The organism is Variovorax sp. YR566 (assembly GCF_051992195.1).
Lineage (GTDB): Bacteria > Pseudomonadota > Gammaproteobacteria > Burkholderiales > Burkholderiaceae_C > Variovorax.
Genome location: NZ_CP197092.1, coordinates 2,528,173 through 2,542,758 on the forward strand (window position 1 = coordinate 2,528,173; position 14,586 = coordinate 2,542,758).

Annotated in this window: 15 protein-coding genes; 4 read left to right on the forward strand and 11 right to left on the reverse strand. The window is 67.6% G+C overall.

The window, feature by feature from the left end; translation table 11 throughout:
• From ACTG4X_RS11765 to ACTG4X_RS11790, 6 genes are all read right to left on the reverse strand, one after another.
• Entirely contained in the window at nucleotides 1-801 is an 801-nt protein-coding gene (locus ACTG4X_RS11765) for a transporter substrate-binding domain-containing protein (RefSeq protein ID WP_093177854.1), read from the reverse strand.
• Nucleotides 798-1,580: a GntR family transcriptional regulator gene (locus ACTG4X_RS11770; protein ID WP_093058302.1), complete on the reverse strand. Its 783-nt coding sequence runs from the start codon at nucleotides 1,578-1,580 to the stop codon at nucleotides 798-800. Before ACTG4X_RS11770 ends, ACTG4X_RS11765 begins: the two co-directional genes overlap by 4 nt.
• Nucleotides 1,581-1,668: 88 nt before the next feature.
• Nucleotides 1,669-3,006 carry an MFS transporter gene (locus ACTG4X_RS11775; protein ID WP_440533867.1) on the reverse strand — a complete coding sequence of 446 codons (1,338 nt, stop codon included), beginning with the start codon at nucleotides 3,004-3,006 and terminating at the stop codon, nucleotides 1,669-1,671.
• A gap of 39 nt (nucleotides 3,007-3,045) precedes the next feature.
• Entirely contained in the window at nucleotides 3,046-4,119 is a 1,074-nt protein-coding gene (locus ACTG4X_RS11780) for a hypothetical protein (RefSeq protein WP_440533868.1), read from the reverse strand.
• Nucleotides 4,120-4,153: 34 nt separating this feature from the next.
• Nucleotides 4,154-4,927: an SDR family NAD(P)-dependent oxidoreductase gene (locus tag ACTG4X_RS11785; protein WP_440533869.1), complete on the reverse strand. Its 774-nt coding sequence runs from the start codon at nucleotides 4,925-4,927 to the stop codon at nucleotides 4,154-4,156.
• Nucleotides 4,924-5,442: an ester cyclase gene (locus tag ACTG4X_RS11790; protein ID WP_093058326.1), complete on the reverse strand. Its 519-nt coding sequence runs from the start codon at nucleotides 5,440-5,442 to the stop codon at nucleotides 4,924-4,926. Before ACTG4X_RS11790 ends, ACTG4X_RS11785 begins: the two co-directional genes overlap by 4 nt.
• A 142-nt stretch (nucleotides 5,443-5,584) precedes the next feature.
• Between ACTG4X_RS11790 and ACTG4X_RS11795 the strand changes: the two genes are divergently transcribed.
• Nucleotides 5,585-6,310, forward strand: coding sequence for a Crp/Fnr family transcriptional regulator (locus ACTG4X_RS11795; RefSeq protein WP_097199586.1), 726 nt, complete (start codon nucleotides 5,585-5,587; stop codon nucleotides 6,308-6,310).
• A gap of 22 nt (nucleotides 6,311-6,332) precedes the next feature.
• On the opposite strand, the gene ACTG4X_RS11800 is transcribed toward ACTG4X_RS11795, so the two are convergent.
• Nucleotides 6,333-7,298: a Bug family tripartite tricarboxylate transporter substrate binding protein gene (locus ACTG4X_RS11800; RefSeq protein ID WP_093058307.1), complete on the reverse strand. Its 966-nt coding sequence runs from the start codon at nucleotides 7,296-7,298 to the stop codon at nucleotides 6,333-6,335.
• Between the two features lie 43 nt (nucleotides 7,299-7,341).
• Nucleotides 7,342-7,782 carry an OsmC family protein gene (locus tag ACTG4X_RS11805; RefSeq protein WP_440533870.1) on the reverse strand — a complete coding sequence of 147 codons (441 nt, stop codon included), beginning with the start codon at nucleotides 7,780-7,782 and terminating at the stop codon, nucleotides 7,342-7,344.
• Between the two features lie 215 nt (nucleotides 7,783-7,997).
• On the opposite strand from ACTG4X_RS11805, the gene ACTG4X_RS11810 reads away from it, so the two are divergent.
• Nucleotides 7,998-9,695 carry a long-chain fatty acid--CoA ligase gene (locus ACTG4X_RS11810; protein WP_440533871.1) on the forward strand — a complete coding sequence of 566 codons (1,698 nt, stop codon included), beginning with the start codon at nucleotides 7,998-8,000 and terminating at the stop codon, nucleotides 9,693-9,695.
• Between the two features lie 7 nt (nucleotides 9,696-9,702).
• Here the strand turns inward: ACTG4X_RS11810 and ACTG4X_RS11815 are convergent, their stop codons facing one another.
• A complete protein-coding gene (locus tag ACTG4X_RS11815; protein WP_093058310.1) occupies nucleotides 9,703-10,185 on the reverse strand; it encodes a tetratricopeptide repeat protein in 483 nt (160 codons plus the stop codon).
• Between the two features lie 120 nt (nucleotides 10,186-10,305).
• On the opposite strand from ACTG4X_RS11815, the gene ACTG4X_RS11820 reads away from it, so the two are divergent.
• Both ACTG4X_RS11820 and ACTG4X_RS11825 read left to right on the forward strand, forming a co-directional pair.
• On the forward strand, nucleotides 10,306-10,830 hold the full coding sequence (locus ACTG4X_RS11820; protein WP_440533872.1) for a thermonuclease family protein: 525 nt from the start codon (nucleotides 10,306-10,308) through the stop codon (nucleotides 10,828-10,830).
• 83 nt (nucleotides 10,831-10,913) lie between these two features.
• Nucleotides 10,914-12,824 carry a PhoX family protein gene (locus ACTG4X_RS11825; protein ID WP_440533873.1) on the forward strand — a complete coding sequence of 637 codons (1,911 nt, stop codon included), beginning with the start codon at nucleotides 10,914-10,916 and terminating at the stop codon, nucleotides 12,822-12,824.
• 24 nt (nucleotides 12,825-12,848) lie between these two features.
• Here ACTG4X_RS11825 and ACTG4X_RS11830 read toward each other — a convergent pair whose 3' ends face one another.
• Together ACTG4X_RS11830 and ACTG4X_RS11835 are read right to left on the reverse strand one after the other, a co-directional pair.
• Nucleotides 12,849-13,097, reverse strand: coding sequence for a hypothetical protein (locus ACTG4X_RS11830; RefSeq protein WP_097199583.1), 249 nt, complete (start codon nucleotides 13,095-13,097; stop codon nucleotides 12,849-12,851).
• Nucleotides 13,098-13,115: 18 nt separating this feature from the next.
• Nucleotides 13,116-14,462, reverse strand: coding sequence for an NAD(P)/FAD-dependent oxidoreductase (locus ACTG4X_RS11835; RefSeq protein ID WP_440533874.1), 1,347 nt, complete (start codon nucleotides 14,460-14,462; stop codon nucleotides 13,116-13,118).
• Between the last annotated feature and the right edge of the window lie 124 nt (nucleotides 14,463-14,586).

Genomic DNA, 14,586 nt, shown 5'->3' on the forward strand with positions numbered 1-14,586 from the left:
TCAGACGGGCAGGTCGCCGGCTGCCTTGCCGAGCCACTTCTTCGACATGGCGTCCAGCGTGCCGTCCTTCTTGGCGGCGGCAATGATTTCGTTGACCTTGGTCTTCAGCGAGGTTTCGCCCTTGGCTACGCCGACGAAGCAGGGGCTGTCTTTCAGCAGCAGCTTGAACTCGGCGCTTACCTTCGGATTCTTGGCGAGCATGTCGCCAGCAACCGCCGCGCTGGTCGCGAGGGTTTGCGTCTGGCCGGCCACGAAGGCCGCGATCGTCGCGTTGTTGTCCTCGAAGCGGCGATAGTCGACGTTCGGCGGCGCCACTTTGTTCAGCTCCTGGTCTTCCATCGCGCCGCGCGTCACGGCGACGGTCTTGCCGGCCATGTCGGCGAAGCTGGTGAGCTTCATGCTCTTGGCGGCGTACACGGCCTGGAAGAAGGGCGCATAAGCCGACGTGAACTCGATCACCTTCTCGCGCTCCGGGTTCTTCCCGAGCGTGGAGATCACCAGGTCGGCCTTCCTGGTCTGCAGGTACGGAATGCGGTTGGCGCTGGTCACGGGCACCAGCTCGACCTTCACGCCGAGCTTGGCGGCGATGAGCTCGGCCATTTCAACGTCGAGGCCCTGCGGCTTCATGTTCTTGTCGACCGAGCCGTAGGGCGGGTAGTCGGTGGGCACGGCGATCTTGATCGTCTTGGCCTTGAGCACGTTGTCGAGCGCGTTCTGGGCGTACGCGCCGCCGGCCGAAGCCAGCATGGCGACTGAAGCAAGCGCAAGGGCGAGGTGGCGTTTGGATGCAGAGAAGGTCATAGCAAGGCTCCTAGGTAAGTCGAAGAATCTGAATCGGGGGACGCGGCGTCGGCAGCCTTGCGGCGCTTTTTGGCCTTGGGCGCCGGGGCGGCATTGGTGTTTTGCAGCGGCGCCAGCGCATCGCGCAGTTGCGCGAGCGGATCGGTGGGCGCCTGCACGCGCAGCGCCGACTGCACCGTGCCGATGTGCGCGGCCATCAATGCTTCGGCGGCGGCATGGTCGCCGCGCTCCAGCGCCGCGACGATCTGCACGTGGTCTTCGCACGACTGCACCGCGTCGTGCGTGGACTGGTAGAGCATGGCGATCAGCGTGGTGCGCGCCGTGTAGTCGCGCAGCGTGTCGGCCAGCAGCGTGTTGCCCAGGCATTCGGCCAGGCACACATGGAAGTCGCCCAGCAGGAAGCTGCGGTTGCCGACGTCGCTTTCTTTCAGTGCGGCCTTTTCACGCTGGAGGTGCGCCTTCAATTGGCGCAGAGCGGTCTTCTCGATCTTTCCGGTGCTGCCCGCACTGCGGATGAGGCCCAGCTCAATGACGCGCCGCGCCTCGAAGGCCTCGCGCGCCTCGTCCTGCGAGGGCTCGATGACGAACCAGCCGCGCCGCGCGCTCACCGTGACGATGCCGCGCGCTGCCAGCCGCGTGAGGGCCTCGCGCACGATGGTGCGGCTGCAGTCGAACAGCATCGCCAGCTGCTGCTCGCCCAGGCGCGAACCCGGCGCGAGCTTCTGCGCCATCACCGCTTCGACGATGCGTGCACTGATTTCGGATGCGGAGATGGCCATAGGCCTGCATACCAGCAGCTTCTGTGCCAACTGGTATGCAAGATCTGTGCACCTAAATGGAACATGACCCCGAAAGGGGCGCGCGGGCTCAGCGCCGGGCTTGTCCCCGGCCCAGTGCGCTCGCCGGCAAGGCCACAAGCATGAGCAATGCCGACAGCACCAGGGCCCCGCTCAGCACGTAGAGGCTGAGGGTGAAGCCGCCCGTCAGCGTCTTCAGCGCGCCGACCATCATCGGCGCCACCAGCCCTGCGCTCCCGCCGATGGTGCTGATGAGCGCGATGCCCGCGGCCGCGGCGCTCTTCGACATGAAATTGCCGGGCACCGACCAGAGCACTGTGAACGCGGCGGAAATGCCCATGGCCGCCAGTGCCAGGCACAGCACGGCGGCAAAGGCGTTGTGCATGAAGAGCGTGGTCAGCGCCAGCCCGGCGGCGCCCACCACTGCGCTCAGCGCAAAGTGCCAGCGGCGCTCCTTGCACCGGTCCGAATGCCGCCCCACGACGATGTTGGCCGCAATGCCCGCCACCGCCGGAATGACTGAATAGAAGCCGATCTGCAGCACGCTGAGCCCCATCGACTTCAGGATCGTGGGCTGCCAGAACGACATGGCGTAGATGCCCAGGATGATCAGGAACGACATGAAGCCGATCAGCCAGACCCGGGCGTCGCGCATGGCCGCGCCGAAGGTGTGGCGCCCGGTGGCGCCGTTCGCGGCCTGGTCTTCGGCCAGCAGGCGCGCCACGCGCTGCTTCTCGGCTGCGGACAGCCAGGCCGCCTGCGACGGACTGTTCGACAGCCAGCGGAACGCCGCCACGCCCAGCAGCACGCTCGGAATGCCTTCGAGCAGGAACAGCCACTGCCAGCCGCGCAGCGACAGCACGCCGTCCAGGTAGGTCATGGTGAGCCCGGCGATCGGCCCTGCCACGATGGGCGCCGCGCCGAAAGCCATGAAGAACAGCGCTGTGGCCTGTGCGCGGCGGTGCGACGGGAACCACAGCGTCAGGTAGAACAGCACGCCCGGCGCGAAGCCGGCCTCGAACACGCCGATGAGAAAGCGCAGCACGTAGAACTGCGTGGGCGTGGTTGCGGACATCATCGCCGCCGATGCCAGCCCCCACAGGCCCATGATGCGCAGCAGCGTTGCGCGCACGCCGATCTTCGCGAGCATCAGGTTGCTCGGAATCTCGAACACCGCATAGCCGATGAAGAAGATGCCCGCGCCCAGGCCGAACACCGCGTCGCTGAAGCCCAGCTGGTCCTTCATCTGCAGCTGTGCATAGCCGACATTGGTGCGGTCGAGATAGTTCAGCACGTAGCAGGCGCACAGCAGCGGCATCAGGCGCCAGGTGATCTTGCGGAAGAGCGCGGCGTCGGTGGTGTCGGCCGGCGTGCGTGCGTCCGCGGCATGGAGGGTGGCGGTGTTCATCGTCTGTGTCTCCTTCTGTGTTGTTCCTGCGGCGGCTTGTCAGGCGACGGTGGGCGTGCCGAAGCAGGTCTCGCCCCACAGGTGGCTGGCCGGCGCGCCCGGAAACAGCCAGTGCGGCGAGCATTCAGCCGACGGCACCACGTTGCTGAACCCGTGCGAAGACGAGGTGCCGGCGAGAGTCTTCTCCAGCACCATCGACAGGTACTGGTCGTTGCTGCTTTCCTGCGTGTTGCCGTTGAGGATCACCTCCGCGCCGGTAGCCTGCGCGTAGCGGCGGATGCCGTTGTGCCGCGACTGCAGCGGCGCCCAGCTGTCGGCCGCCACGCCGTTCTCGCTGCTCACGCGCAGGCCGTCGGCGATGCGGTAGACCAGCGAATGGTTGCCCTCTGTGTGGCCCGGCGTATGCACTAGCGCAAGGCCGCGGCCCAGTTGGATGCTGCCGTCGAAGGGCACGATGCGCTCGGCCGGCACGCCTTCGAGCCCGTGCGGGCAGTACCACTCGGCCTGCACCGGCAGCAAGCCTTGCACGCTGGCGAGTTCCTGGCGGTGCACCAGCAGCCTGGCGTTCGGCAGCAGGCCCGGCATGGCGGCGCTGCCGAGCCAGCGGCGTACGTCCTGCGTGTGCAGGTGGTCGTAGGTGATGAAGTCGACTTGCTCCGGCGCGACGCCGCAGCTTGCCAGCGCCTGCAGGACAGTCTGGTAGACCGGTGCGATGGCCTTGTGCAGAAATTTCGGCGTTTGCTCGCCCAGGCGCTTGAAGTAGGGCGTTTCGTTGCCGGCCTCGAAATCGGCCGGCGTGAACAGCAGTGTGCGCAGGCGGCCTTCGAAGTCGTCGTACTGGATCAGCACGGTGCGCGCCAGCAGGTGGACCATGTGCGGCTTGAGCAGCTGCTGCGAATACACGCCGGTGAAGGCGAACCATGCGGGGTACGGAATGCGCAGCAGGTTGAAGCTGCGCGCGAAGCGCACCGGCGGCGCATCGAGCAGGCGTTCGCGCAGGCCTTCGGCTGAGCGGCGGATGGCGCGCAGGCGGTCTTGCGGCATGGTGGCGTCGCGGGTGCCGTCGAAATCCGCCAGGTGTGCGAAGCCGGTCGGGTCGGGGTCTCGGGTCATGGGAAGTTCTCCTTGGCTTTTGGCGCGCAGGCTCTCAGTACATCGAGCGGCCGCCCGAAATGTCGAACACCGCGCCGGTGCTGAAAGAGCAGTCGTCCGATGCCAGCCATGCCGCCATCGCGGCCACCTCGTCGACCTCGACGAAGCGCCCCATCGGCACGCGCGAGAGCAGGGCGGTGCGCAGCTGTTCGCGGTGCTCGGCGGGCACAGCCGCGAACACTTCGGTGTCGGCCGCCGAGGGCGTGATGCAGTTCACCAGCACGCCCGATGCAGCCAGCTCCTTGCCGAGCGACTTGGTCAGCGAAATGAGCCCGGCCTTGGAGGCCGAGTAGGCGGCGTTGAAGCCGTTGCCCTCCTTGCCGGCAACCGAGGCGATGTTGACGATGCGGCCACGCCGGCGGGCGAGCATCACCGGTGCGACCGCGCGGCAGCACAGCCACGCGCCCGTCAGGTTGATGTCGAGCACGTTGCGCCACTGCGCGGGCGTGTGCTCCCAGGCAGGCACGGTCGGCCCGAGCACTCCGGCGTTGTTCACGAGGATGTCTATGCCGCCGAAGCGTTCCTGCGACTGGACGGCGGCACGGGCGACCTGATCTTCGTCGCGCACGTCGACGACTGCCGAGGTGGCGGTGCCGAGCGGTGCGAGCGTTCGCAGCGCATTTGCCAGTACTGACGCATCGAGGTCCCACAGCGCGACGCTGGCGCCGGCTGCCAGATAGCGCCGCGCTATTGCAAGGCCGATGCCGCGCGCGCCGCCCGTCACGATGGCGTGGCGGCCTGCGAGCGCATCGTTGCGCAGCGCAGTCATGCAGCCGCCGCCTCGGGTGCGCGAGTTGCGGCTGGCTGCCCCAGCAACCCGCCTACCAGCGCGGCGACATGCTCCGCGGGCACACCGGCCAGCAGCTGCCGAAGCATCGTCAGCGTGTCGAAGTACACGCGCTCGCACACCAGCCGGTCGCCTTCGAAGATGAAGAACGCGTTCATGCGGCAGCGAAAGCTGTTGCCTGTCGGCGGCAGGCCTTTGAGCGGACCGCGGTGCGTGCCCAGCAGCCAGAACTCGACGACCACCGAATCGTCGGCGTGCCGCAACTGGATGATCTCGTGCCGCTGGTCGGGAAAGGCGCGGCGCGTGTCGGCGTAGTACTGGCGCACGTCGGCAATGCCGTCGTGCACTTCGCCGCTGGGAATCAGTTCGTAGTGCGGATGCGGGAAGGTGCCGAGCACGGCGTCGAAGTCCTGCCGGGTCTCGTCGGCGAAATGGTCGAGCACGAGGCGCTCGCGGCGGGCTTGAAGTTCGGTGCGTGGGGTGTTGTTGTCGTTCATCGGGGTGTGCTCCATGTGACAGGGATGACAGGTGACATCGGGTTGCTGCGAATGCGCAGGTCCGGGCTCGCTGCTTACTATCGGCACGCTCCCGCAACAAGACTGTCCGGTGTTGGCAATCGCCGCTCGGGACAAACCCGCGATGCCACGCACGCCCCCTTCATCCAACGCCACCAGCGCCGCGCCGGACGCGCAGCCGTCACCGGTGCACAACAGCGACATGCGGCTGGCCGGGGACGTGCAGCAGCGGCTGCTCGCCGTGGCGCACCGGCGCATGCTGGCGCGCGGCGAGTCGCTCTTTCACAAGGGGTCGTCGCCCGATGCGCTGTTCGGCGTGGTCAGCGGTTCGTTGCGCGTGAGCGTGGTCGCGCCGGGCGGGCGCGAGGCGGTGATCGCGATGCTCGAACCCGGCCACTGGTTCGGCGAGGTGTCGCTGCTGGTCGGGCGCGAGCGCGTCTACGACACCTGCGCGGCCGACACGACCGAGATGGCGGTGGTCGCGGCGGCCGACTTCCACCGGCTGGTGGCCGAACATCCCGACGTGCACATGGCCTTCACCCGGCTGGTCTGCCTGCGGCTGCGCCAGGCGCTGGCGTGGATCGACGACGTGATCCTGATGCCGCTGCAGGTGCGGCTCGCGCACCGGCTGCTCACGCTGGACGCGCGCGCCCAAAGCCCGGGCGAGGGCGGCGGCACGCTGCTGGGCGTGTCGCAGGAAGACCTGTCGTTCATGCTCGGCGTGTCGCGCCAGAGCGTGAACCGGCAATTGAAGCTGTGGGAAGAAGACGGCACGCTGCGCGTGCGCTACCGCAGCATCGAGCTTCTGGACCGTGCGCAGCTGGAGCGGCATGCGGCCACGCCGCGCTGAGCCGCGCTGAAGGCGTGCGGAATCAGTCCATCCGCGCGCCCGACGCCTTCACGGCCTTTTCCCAGCGCGGCGTTTCCGTTGCCAGGAAGCGCGCGAAATCCTCGCTGCCCAGGAAGGCCGGGTCTGCGCCCTGGCTCACCATGCGGTCGCGCACCTCGGGGTTGTTCAGCACCTGCCTGAATGCGTCGCTGAGTTTGGCGACCACGTCTTTCGGCGTGTCCTTCGGCGCGAAGAAGCCATAGAAGCCCACCACCTCGAAGCCCTTGACGCCCGACTCGATCACGGTCGGCACGTCGGGCAGGGCGGGGTTGCGCTCGCGGCTGGTCACGGCCAGTGCGCGCACCTTGCCCTGCTTGTGATAGTTGGCGGCTTGCGGAATCGACTCGGCCATGAACTGCACCTGCCCGCCCATCAGGTCGGTGAAGGCCGGCGCACTGCCGCGGTAGGGGATGTGCACCATGAAGATGCCCGTCGCGGTCTTGAACATCTCGGGCACCAGGTGGCTGATGCCGCCGTTGCCGGCCGAGCCGTAGTTGACCTGGCCCGGCCGCGCCTTGGCGTAGTCGACGAACTGCTTGAGGTTCTGCGCCGGCAGCTTGGGCGTGACCAGCAGCGCCAGCGGCTGCATGGCGGTGCGCGCGATGGGCACGAAGTCGCGCTGCGTGTTGTAGGGCAGCTTGCTGTAGAGCGCGCCGTTGATCACGGCCACGCCGGTGTTGGCCAGCATCAGCGTGTAGCCGTCGGCCGGGCTCTTGGCGACCGCGTCGGCGCCTACCGAGCCGCCCGCGCCGGGCTTGTAGTCGACGATCAGCGGCTGGCCGAGCACGGCCTGCAGCTTGTCGGTGAGCAGGCGCGCGTGCTGGTCGAGCGGGCCGCCGGCCGGAAAGCCGATGACGACCTTGATCGGCTTGTCGGGGTAGGCCGCCATCGCGGCCGTGCCGAGGGCGAAAGAAAGGACCGCGAGCGCGGTCCGGGCAGGCTTGTTCATGATCCGTCTCCTTTTTATTGGGAGACGATCATAAGCAGCGGGTTCAGCCGGCCAGCGTGGCCTTCAGCGTGATCTCGGGCACGCTCGCCAGCGCCTTCGACAGCGGGCAGCCGGCCTTGGCGGCAGCCGCGATCTGCTGGAACCTGGCTTCGTCGAGGTTCGGCACGGAGGCGTCGAGTTCGAGCGCAATACGGTCGATCTTGAAGCCATCGCCGTCCTTGGCCAGCCGCACGGCGGCCCTGGTGTCGATCTTCGTGGCGGCCAGGCCTTCTCTTTCGAGCGCGAAGGCGAAGGCCATCGTGAGGCAGGCGGCATGCGCCGCGCCGACGATTTCCTCGGGGTTGGTGCCGCGCTTGTCGTCCTCGAAGCGGCTGGCGAAGCCGTAGGGGTAGTTTTTCAGGGCGCCGGTCTCGGTGCTGACCTGGCCTTTGCCGGTCTTGCCGGCACCTTCCCAGTGAACGCTTGCGTGCTTTTCTGCTGCCATGTGAGTTCCTTCATTCGGTAGGTGGGGGCTGACAGGTATCGCGCGGAAGGCGGCCCGTGTCTGTAGTCGCAAGGCGCGAGAGCAGAAGGTTGCGCATGTGAGAAGAAATGGCGTCACCTAGGCGACGCTCCGGGGGCTTCCCCGATGGGAGCGGCGGCCTTGGCGGCTTAGGCTGGCGGGCTGTCGCGCTTTTCTTTGTCCCGCCTGTACTCACCATGCAACAACGCCCGCATTACAAGTTCTGGCCCAAACGCCTCCCGCATTCGATTACCGTCCCCGCCACCTCCCTCTGGCATAACCTGGCCACCTCGGCCGCACGCTATCCCGACAAGCCCGCGCTCGTGTTCTTCGGCCGCGTGATCAGCTACCGCGAGTTCGCCGCCCAGGCCGAGCGCCTGGCTGGCACGCTGCATGCGCTGGGCGTGAAGCGCGGCGACCGCGTGATCCTGGACATGCAGAACTGCCCGCAGCTGGTGATCGCGCATTTCGCGATCCTGTGCGCCAATGCGGTGGTGGTGCCGGTCAACCCGATGAACCGGGCCGAGGAGCTCAAGCACTACATCACCGATCCCGACGCCAAGGTGGCCATCATCACCGGCGACCTGGCGCCCGAATTGGCCAAGGCCAGCAATGCGCTGCCACCCGAGCATCGGCTCGCCCACATGATCGTGACCCAGTTCACCGACGCCTTCGACGCCGACGCGTCGGGCGACGACGCCCCGGCCCCCGCCTGGAAAGACTGGCTCACCACCCGCCATCCGCTGCCCGCGCTGGACGGCGGCAAGGTCATCGCCTGGACCGACGCGCTCGAGGCCGGTCATCCGCCGCCCGAGCACGTGGTGGGCGCCGACGACATGGCGCTGCTGCCCTACACCAGCGGCACCACCGGCCTGCCCAAGGGCTGCATCCACCACCATTCGAGCCTGATGCACAACGCGGTCTCCGGCCAGATGTGGGGCGGGTCGACCTCGGAGACGGTGGTGCTGGCCGTGGTGCCCATGTTCCACATCACCGGCGTGGTGAGCATGATGCACACGGCCATCCTCGCAGCGGCCACGCTGATCATCATGCCGCGCTGGGACCGCGACGTGGCCGGCCGGCTGATCTCGCGCTGGAAGGTAACGGCCTGGACCAACATCCCGACCATGGTCATCGACCTCATGGCCAGCCCCAACTTCGCGAGCTATGACCTGTCGAGCATGACCTACATCGGCGGTGGTGGCGCGGCGATGCCGCAGGCCGTGGCGCAGCGCCTGTTCGAGCAGTACGGGTTGAAGTACCAGGAGGGCTACGGCCTCACTGAAACCGCCGCGCCCTCGCACACCAACCCGTCGGACCATCCCAAGCAGCAATGCCTGGGCATTCCGTTCATGAGCACCGACGCGCGCGTGGTCGACCCCGACACGCTGAAGGAGATGCCCATCGGCGAATCAGGCGAGATCATCATCCACGGCCCCGAGGTGTTCCAGGGCTACTGGAAGCGCCCCGATGCCACGGCCGCTGCCTTTGTCGAATTCGAGGGCAAGCGCTTCTTCCGTTCGGGCGACATGGGCCGCATGGACGAGGACGGCTACTTCTTCATCACCGACCGTCTCAAGCGGATGATCAATGCGAGCGGCTTCAAGGTGTGGCCGGCCGAGGTCGAGCTGCTGATGTTTCGCCACCCCGCGATCCAGGAGGCCTGCGTCATCTCGACCAAGGACGACTACCGCGGCGAGTCGGTCAAGGCCGTCGTGGTGCTGCGCGCCACGCACAAGGACACGACCGAGCAGCAGATCATCGACTGGTGCCGCGAGAACATGGCTGTCTACAAGATTCCGCGCAAGGTGCAGTTCGTCGATGCGCTGCCAAAGAGCGGCAGCGGGAAGGTGATGTGGCGGTTGCTGCAGGAGGACGAGAACGCGGCGAAGTGAGCGCGCTTCACTTGATGAGGCCCAGAGACTTCAGCAGCGCCCCCGCCTCCGTGCGTCCGTTCGGAGTGATGGACTGCGAGGCCACCGCCTTGCCCAGGTAGTCCACCACCTTGTGCCGGTTCTGGTTCGGCCCTTCCCACAGGAAGAGCCGTCCCAGCTCCAGCGCTGCATCGCCGTCGCCCTGCGCATAGGCCTTCTCGAACCAGAAGCGCGCCCAGCGGAAATTGCCCTCGTCGCGGTAGCAGATGGCGAGGTTGGCGCACCCCGCCACGTCGCCCGCCTTGGCGGCCTTGCGGTACCAGTCGCGCGCGGCCGCGGGGTTCTTCTTCACGCCGATGCCATGGTCGAGGAAATAGCCGACGCTGTTGAGCGCGTGGGTCTCGCCCGCGGCTGCGGCCTTGAGGAACAGCGAGAGGGCCTTCTTGTGCGCGCCAGCGTCCCATGCGTCGTTGGCCGCAAGGAACCAGTCGTCCTGGGTAGGTTCTTGCATGGTGCGTGCTCTCCTTCGAAGCGTGGTTCAAAAGAAAAAGTCTGTGTACCGATCGGTTCCGCCGGGTGGATCACTTAGCCTCGATCGGTCCTGCCATTCTGCCTATCTCCCCGCTTCTTCATGCATTCACGCACGCTGCTGCTTTCCTGCCTTCTTGCCTTTTCTCCCTTCCTGAGCCAAGCCGCTCCCCGCACCTGCCTCGTCGTGGGCATCAGCGACGGCGACACGCTCACCGCCCGCTGCGGCCGCATCGGCGCCTACGAGCGCGTGAAGGTGCGCATCGCCGCCATCGACGCGCCCGAAAAAGCCCAGCCCTACGGCCAGCGCAGCAAGCAGGCGCTGAGCAACATCTGCTTTCGCGAGCAGGCGCTCATCACCGAGATCGACACCGACCGCTATGGCCGCACGGTGGCCGACGTGCGCTGCAACGGCGAGGACGCCGGCAGCCGCATGGTGTCCGAAGGCTGGGCCTGGGTGTACGACTACAACCACCTGGCCACCAAACGCGGCGGCGGGCTGTTCAAGCTGCAGGACAGCGCGCGTGCCCGGCACGCCGGCCTGTGGGCCGACTCGAAGCCGACACCGCCCTGGGACTGGCGCAAGCGCCAGCGCGGCGAGCAGCCGCATTGGGGCGGCTTCTTCTGAGTTCCTGTTACAGGCCCGTGTCATGCGGAATTCACGAGGCGGCGACACTATGCCCGGCTCTGTAACCCCACGACGACAAGAGCATGGCCAAAGACTTCGCCCGCATGGAGGACTCCAACCCGTCCGCCAACCCCACGATCCACGAAGTGTCCGACCCGAAGCGGCGCATGCTCGTGCGAGGCGGCCTCGCTGCCGCGATTGCGGGGCTGTTCGGCCCGCTGGCCGGGTGTGCGGCAACAGGCGGCACGGCGGGTTCGCTGGGCCGTGCCATCGGTTTCAGGAGCGTGCCGATGGCCGCCGTCGACACCGTGGTTGTGCCCGAGGGCTACAGCACCCAGGTGCTCTACCGCTGGGGCGACGCCACCGGCATCGCGGGCGCCATGCCCGCCTTCAAGACCGACGGCTCCAACACCGCTGAAGAGCAGGCACTGCAGGCCGGCATGCACCACGACGGCATGGCCTTCTTTCCGGTCGATGGCTCCAACCGCGGCCTGCTGGTGCTGAACCACGAATACGTCGACGACGGCCTGCTGCACACCGACGGCACAAAGACCTGGACGCCCGAGAAGGTGCGCAAGTCGATGAATGCGCACGGCGTGTCGGTCATCGAGCTGCAGCGCGACGGCGGCAAGTGGACGCAGCTTGCACCCTCGCGCTTCGCGCGCCGCATCACCGCCCTGACGCCGATGACGCTCACCGGCCCCGCAGCCGGCCACGCCATGCTGCGCACCGCCGCCGACCCGTCGGGCACGCAGGTGCTGGGTACCTTCAACAACTGCTCGAACGGCCACACGCCGTGGGGCACGTACCTGACCTGCGAAGAAAACTTCGCCGACTACTTCGAAGGCACCGACACGCCCGACGCCCACCAGAAGCGCTGGGGCATCAGGAAGGGCAATGGTGCGAAGTACCGCTGGCACGAGCATGAAGCGCGCTTCGATGTGTCGAAGAATCCGAACGAATCGAACCGCTACGGCTGGGTGGTCGAGATCGATCCGCAAGACCCCACCTCGACGCCGCGCAAGCGCACCGCGCTCGGCCGCGCCGCGCACGAAGGCGCCGCCACCGCGCTCACCAACGACGGCCGCGCCGTCATCTACATGGGCGAAGACTCGCGCTTCGAGTACATCTACAAGTTCGTGAGCCGCGACAGCGTCAAGCCCGGCGGCGCCGCGGCCAACCGCGACCTGCTCGACCACGGCACGCTGTACGTCGGCCGCTTCGACGTGGACGGCACCGGCGAATGGCTGCCGTTGGTGCAGGGCAAGAACGGCCTGGTGGCCGACAAGGGCTTCACCACGCAAGGCGACGTGCTCATCAAGGCACGCCAGGCCAGCGACCTGCTGGGCGCCACCAAGATGGACCGCCCCGAGTGGACCACCGTAGACCCGCTCACCAAGGAGGTCTACTGCACGCTGACCAACAACAGCAACCGCGGCGGCGCCGGCCAGCCCTTCATGGACGCGGCCAATCCGCGCTCCAACAACACGATGGGCCAGATCATCCGCTGGAAGGAAACCGGCGACCTCGACGCGACCAAGTTCGCCTGGAACCACCTCGTGCTCGCGGGCGACCCGAAGCAGACGCGCTATGAAGCGCAGGGCAACATCAAGGGCGACACCTTCGGCAGCCCCGACGGCCTGATGGTCGATGCGCGCGGCGTGCTGTGGATCGAGACCGACGTGTCGACTTCCACGCTGGGCAAGGGCGAGTACAGCAACCTGCCCAACAACCAGATGCTGGCCTGCGACCCGACCAAGGGCGAAATCCGCCGCTTCCTGCTCGGCCCGGCCGGCTGCGAGATCACCGGGCTCACGGCCACGCCAGATTTGCGCACGCTGTTCATCAACATCCAGCACCCGGGCGAGCCGGCCAACGAGCGCAGCGACCCGGATCGTCCGCTCGCCGTGTCGAAGTGGCCCGACGGCGCGGGCCGTCCGCGCTCGGCGACCATCGCCATCACGAAGAACGATGGCGGCGTGATCGGGACCTGATGGAGTAGGGTGGGTTGGCGGTGCTCAGCAGGAGCCGCCGACCCAGCAGCGCAGCGAGGGCACGAACAGGCCCACGACGAAAGTGATGGCGCAGAAGACCAGCAGGATCAGCGCCGCCATGCGCAGCCCCTCGGCGCTCCAGCGCGGCGCGAAGTTGCTGACAAGGCCCGAGGCGAAACTGCCTTCGAGCCGTTCGGCACCGCCCCAGCGCAGCACCCAGAGGCAGAAGAGCGCTTCGGCGGCATGCACCGCGATCCACAAGGCCAGCGACATTTCGCGTGATCTCCTTCTTCAGGACTCGCTCTTGCCCTGCACATCCGCCACCACGCGCGCATTGCGCTGGAAGCTCCAGTAGGCGCCTGCCCAGTCCATCATCACGACGATGCGGTTGCGAAAGCCGATCAGGAAATACGCGTGCGCGAACAGCCAGAACAGCCACGCGAGCCGACCACTGAAGCGCAGCGGGCCGAAGGGCGTACCCAGGTCGACCACCGCCGAATTGCGGCCGATGGTCGCGAGGTTGCCGTAGTCCGCATAGCGGAACGGCACCGTGGGCTGGCCCGCAATGCGGCGCAGGATGTTGGCGGCCGCTGCGCGCCCCATCTGCTTGGCGCCGGGCGATACGCCGGGCACGGGCTTGGGCGGCTTGCCGGGCGCATGGCTCATGGCGGCGGCGAGGTCGCCGACCACGCTGATTTCGGAGTGGCCCGCCAGGCTCAGGTCGGGCTCGACCTTGATGCGGCCCGCGCGATCGCATTCGACGCCGGTGGCCGTGCCCAGCATGCGGCCCAGCGGCGAGGCCGCCACACCCGCCGCCCACACCACGCAGCTGCTATCGATTCGGTAGCTGGCGACCGGTGCACCGTCTGCGCCACCACCGGTCTGCACTTCGAGCCCGGTGGCATCGATGGACGTCACGCGCGCGTTGAGCCGCACTTCGACGCCCAGTTTCTCCAGCTGTTCGAGTGCCTTCTGGCTCAGCGACTCGGGCATGGCCTGCAGCACGCGCGGGCCGCCTTCGACCAGCAGCACCTGTGCGCTGGCGGGGTCGATGTGGCGGAACTCACCCGACAGCGTGTGCTTGGCGATCTCGGCCAGCGTGCCGGCCATCTCGACGCCCGTGGGGCCGGCGCCGATCACCACGAAGGTGAGCAGGGCGCGACGGCGCTCCAGGTCGGCCGCGACCTCGGCGCTCTCGAACGACAGCAGCACGCGGCGGCGGATCTCGAAGGCATCGGCCAGCGTCTTCAGGCCCGGGGCCATGGGCGCCCATTCGTCGTGCCCGAAATAGCTGTGCGTGGCACCGGCCGCGACGATCAGGTGGTCGTACGGCACGCGGTCCCCATTGGCCAGTTGCACCGATCGCGTGGCCGGATCGATGCCGCCCACCTCGCCCAGCAGCGTCGTGATGTTCGGCTGCTTGCGGAACAGCGCGCGCACCGGCGCCGCGATCGACGGCGCGGCGAGCCCGGCGGTTGCCACCTGGTACAGCAGCGGCTGGAACAGGTGGTGGTTGGTCTTGTCGATCACCGTCACGTCCACGTCGGCGCTCTGCAGCTTGCGTGCCGCTTCGAGTCCGCCGAATCCGCAGCCGACGATGACGACTTTGGGCCTGCCCGAGGGGTTGGTCGTTTGCATCGCACGGATGATACGCAGCCGCCTGCAAGGCCTCGAATCTTGTGCCACAGTGGCTGCCCTTTGCCGAAGTGCCGGCGGCAGGGCGGCGGCGTTTTGTCCTACGCGCCGCCGCAGCCCGGATGGG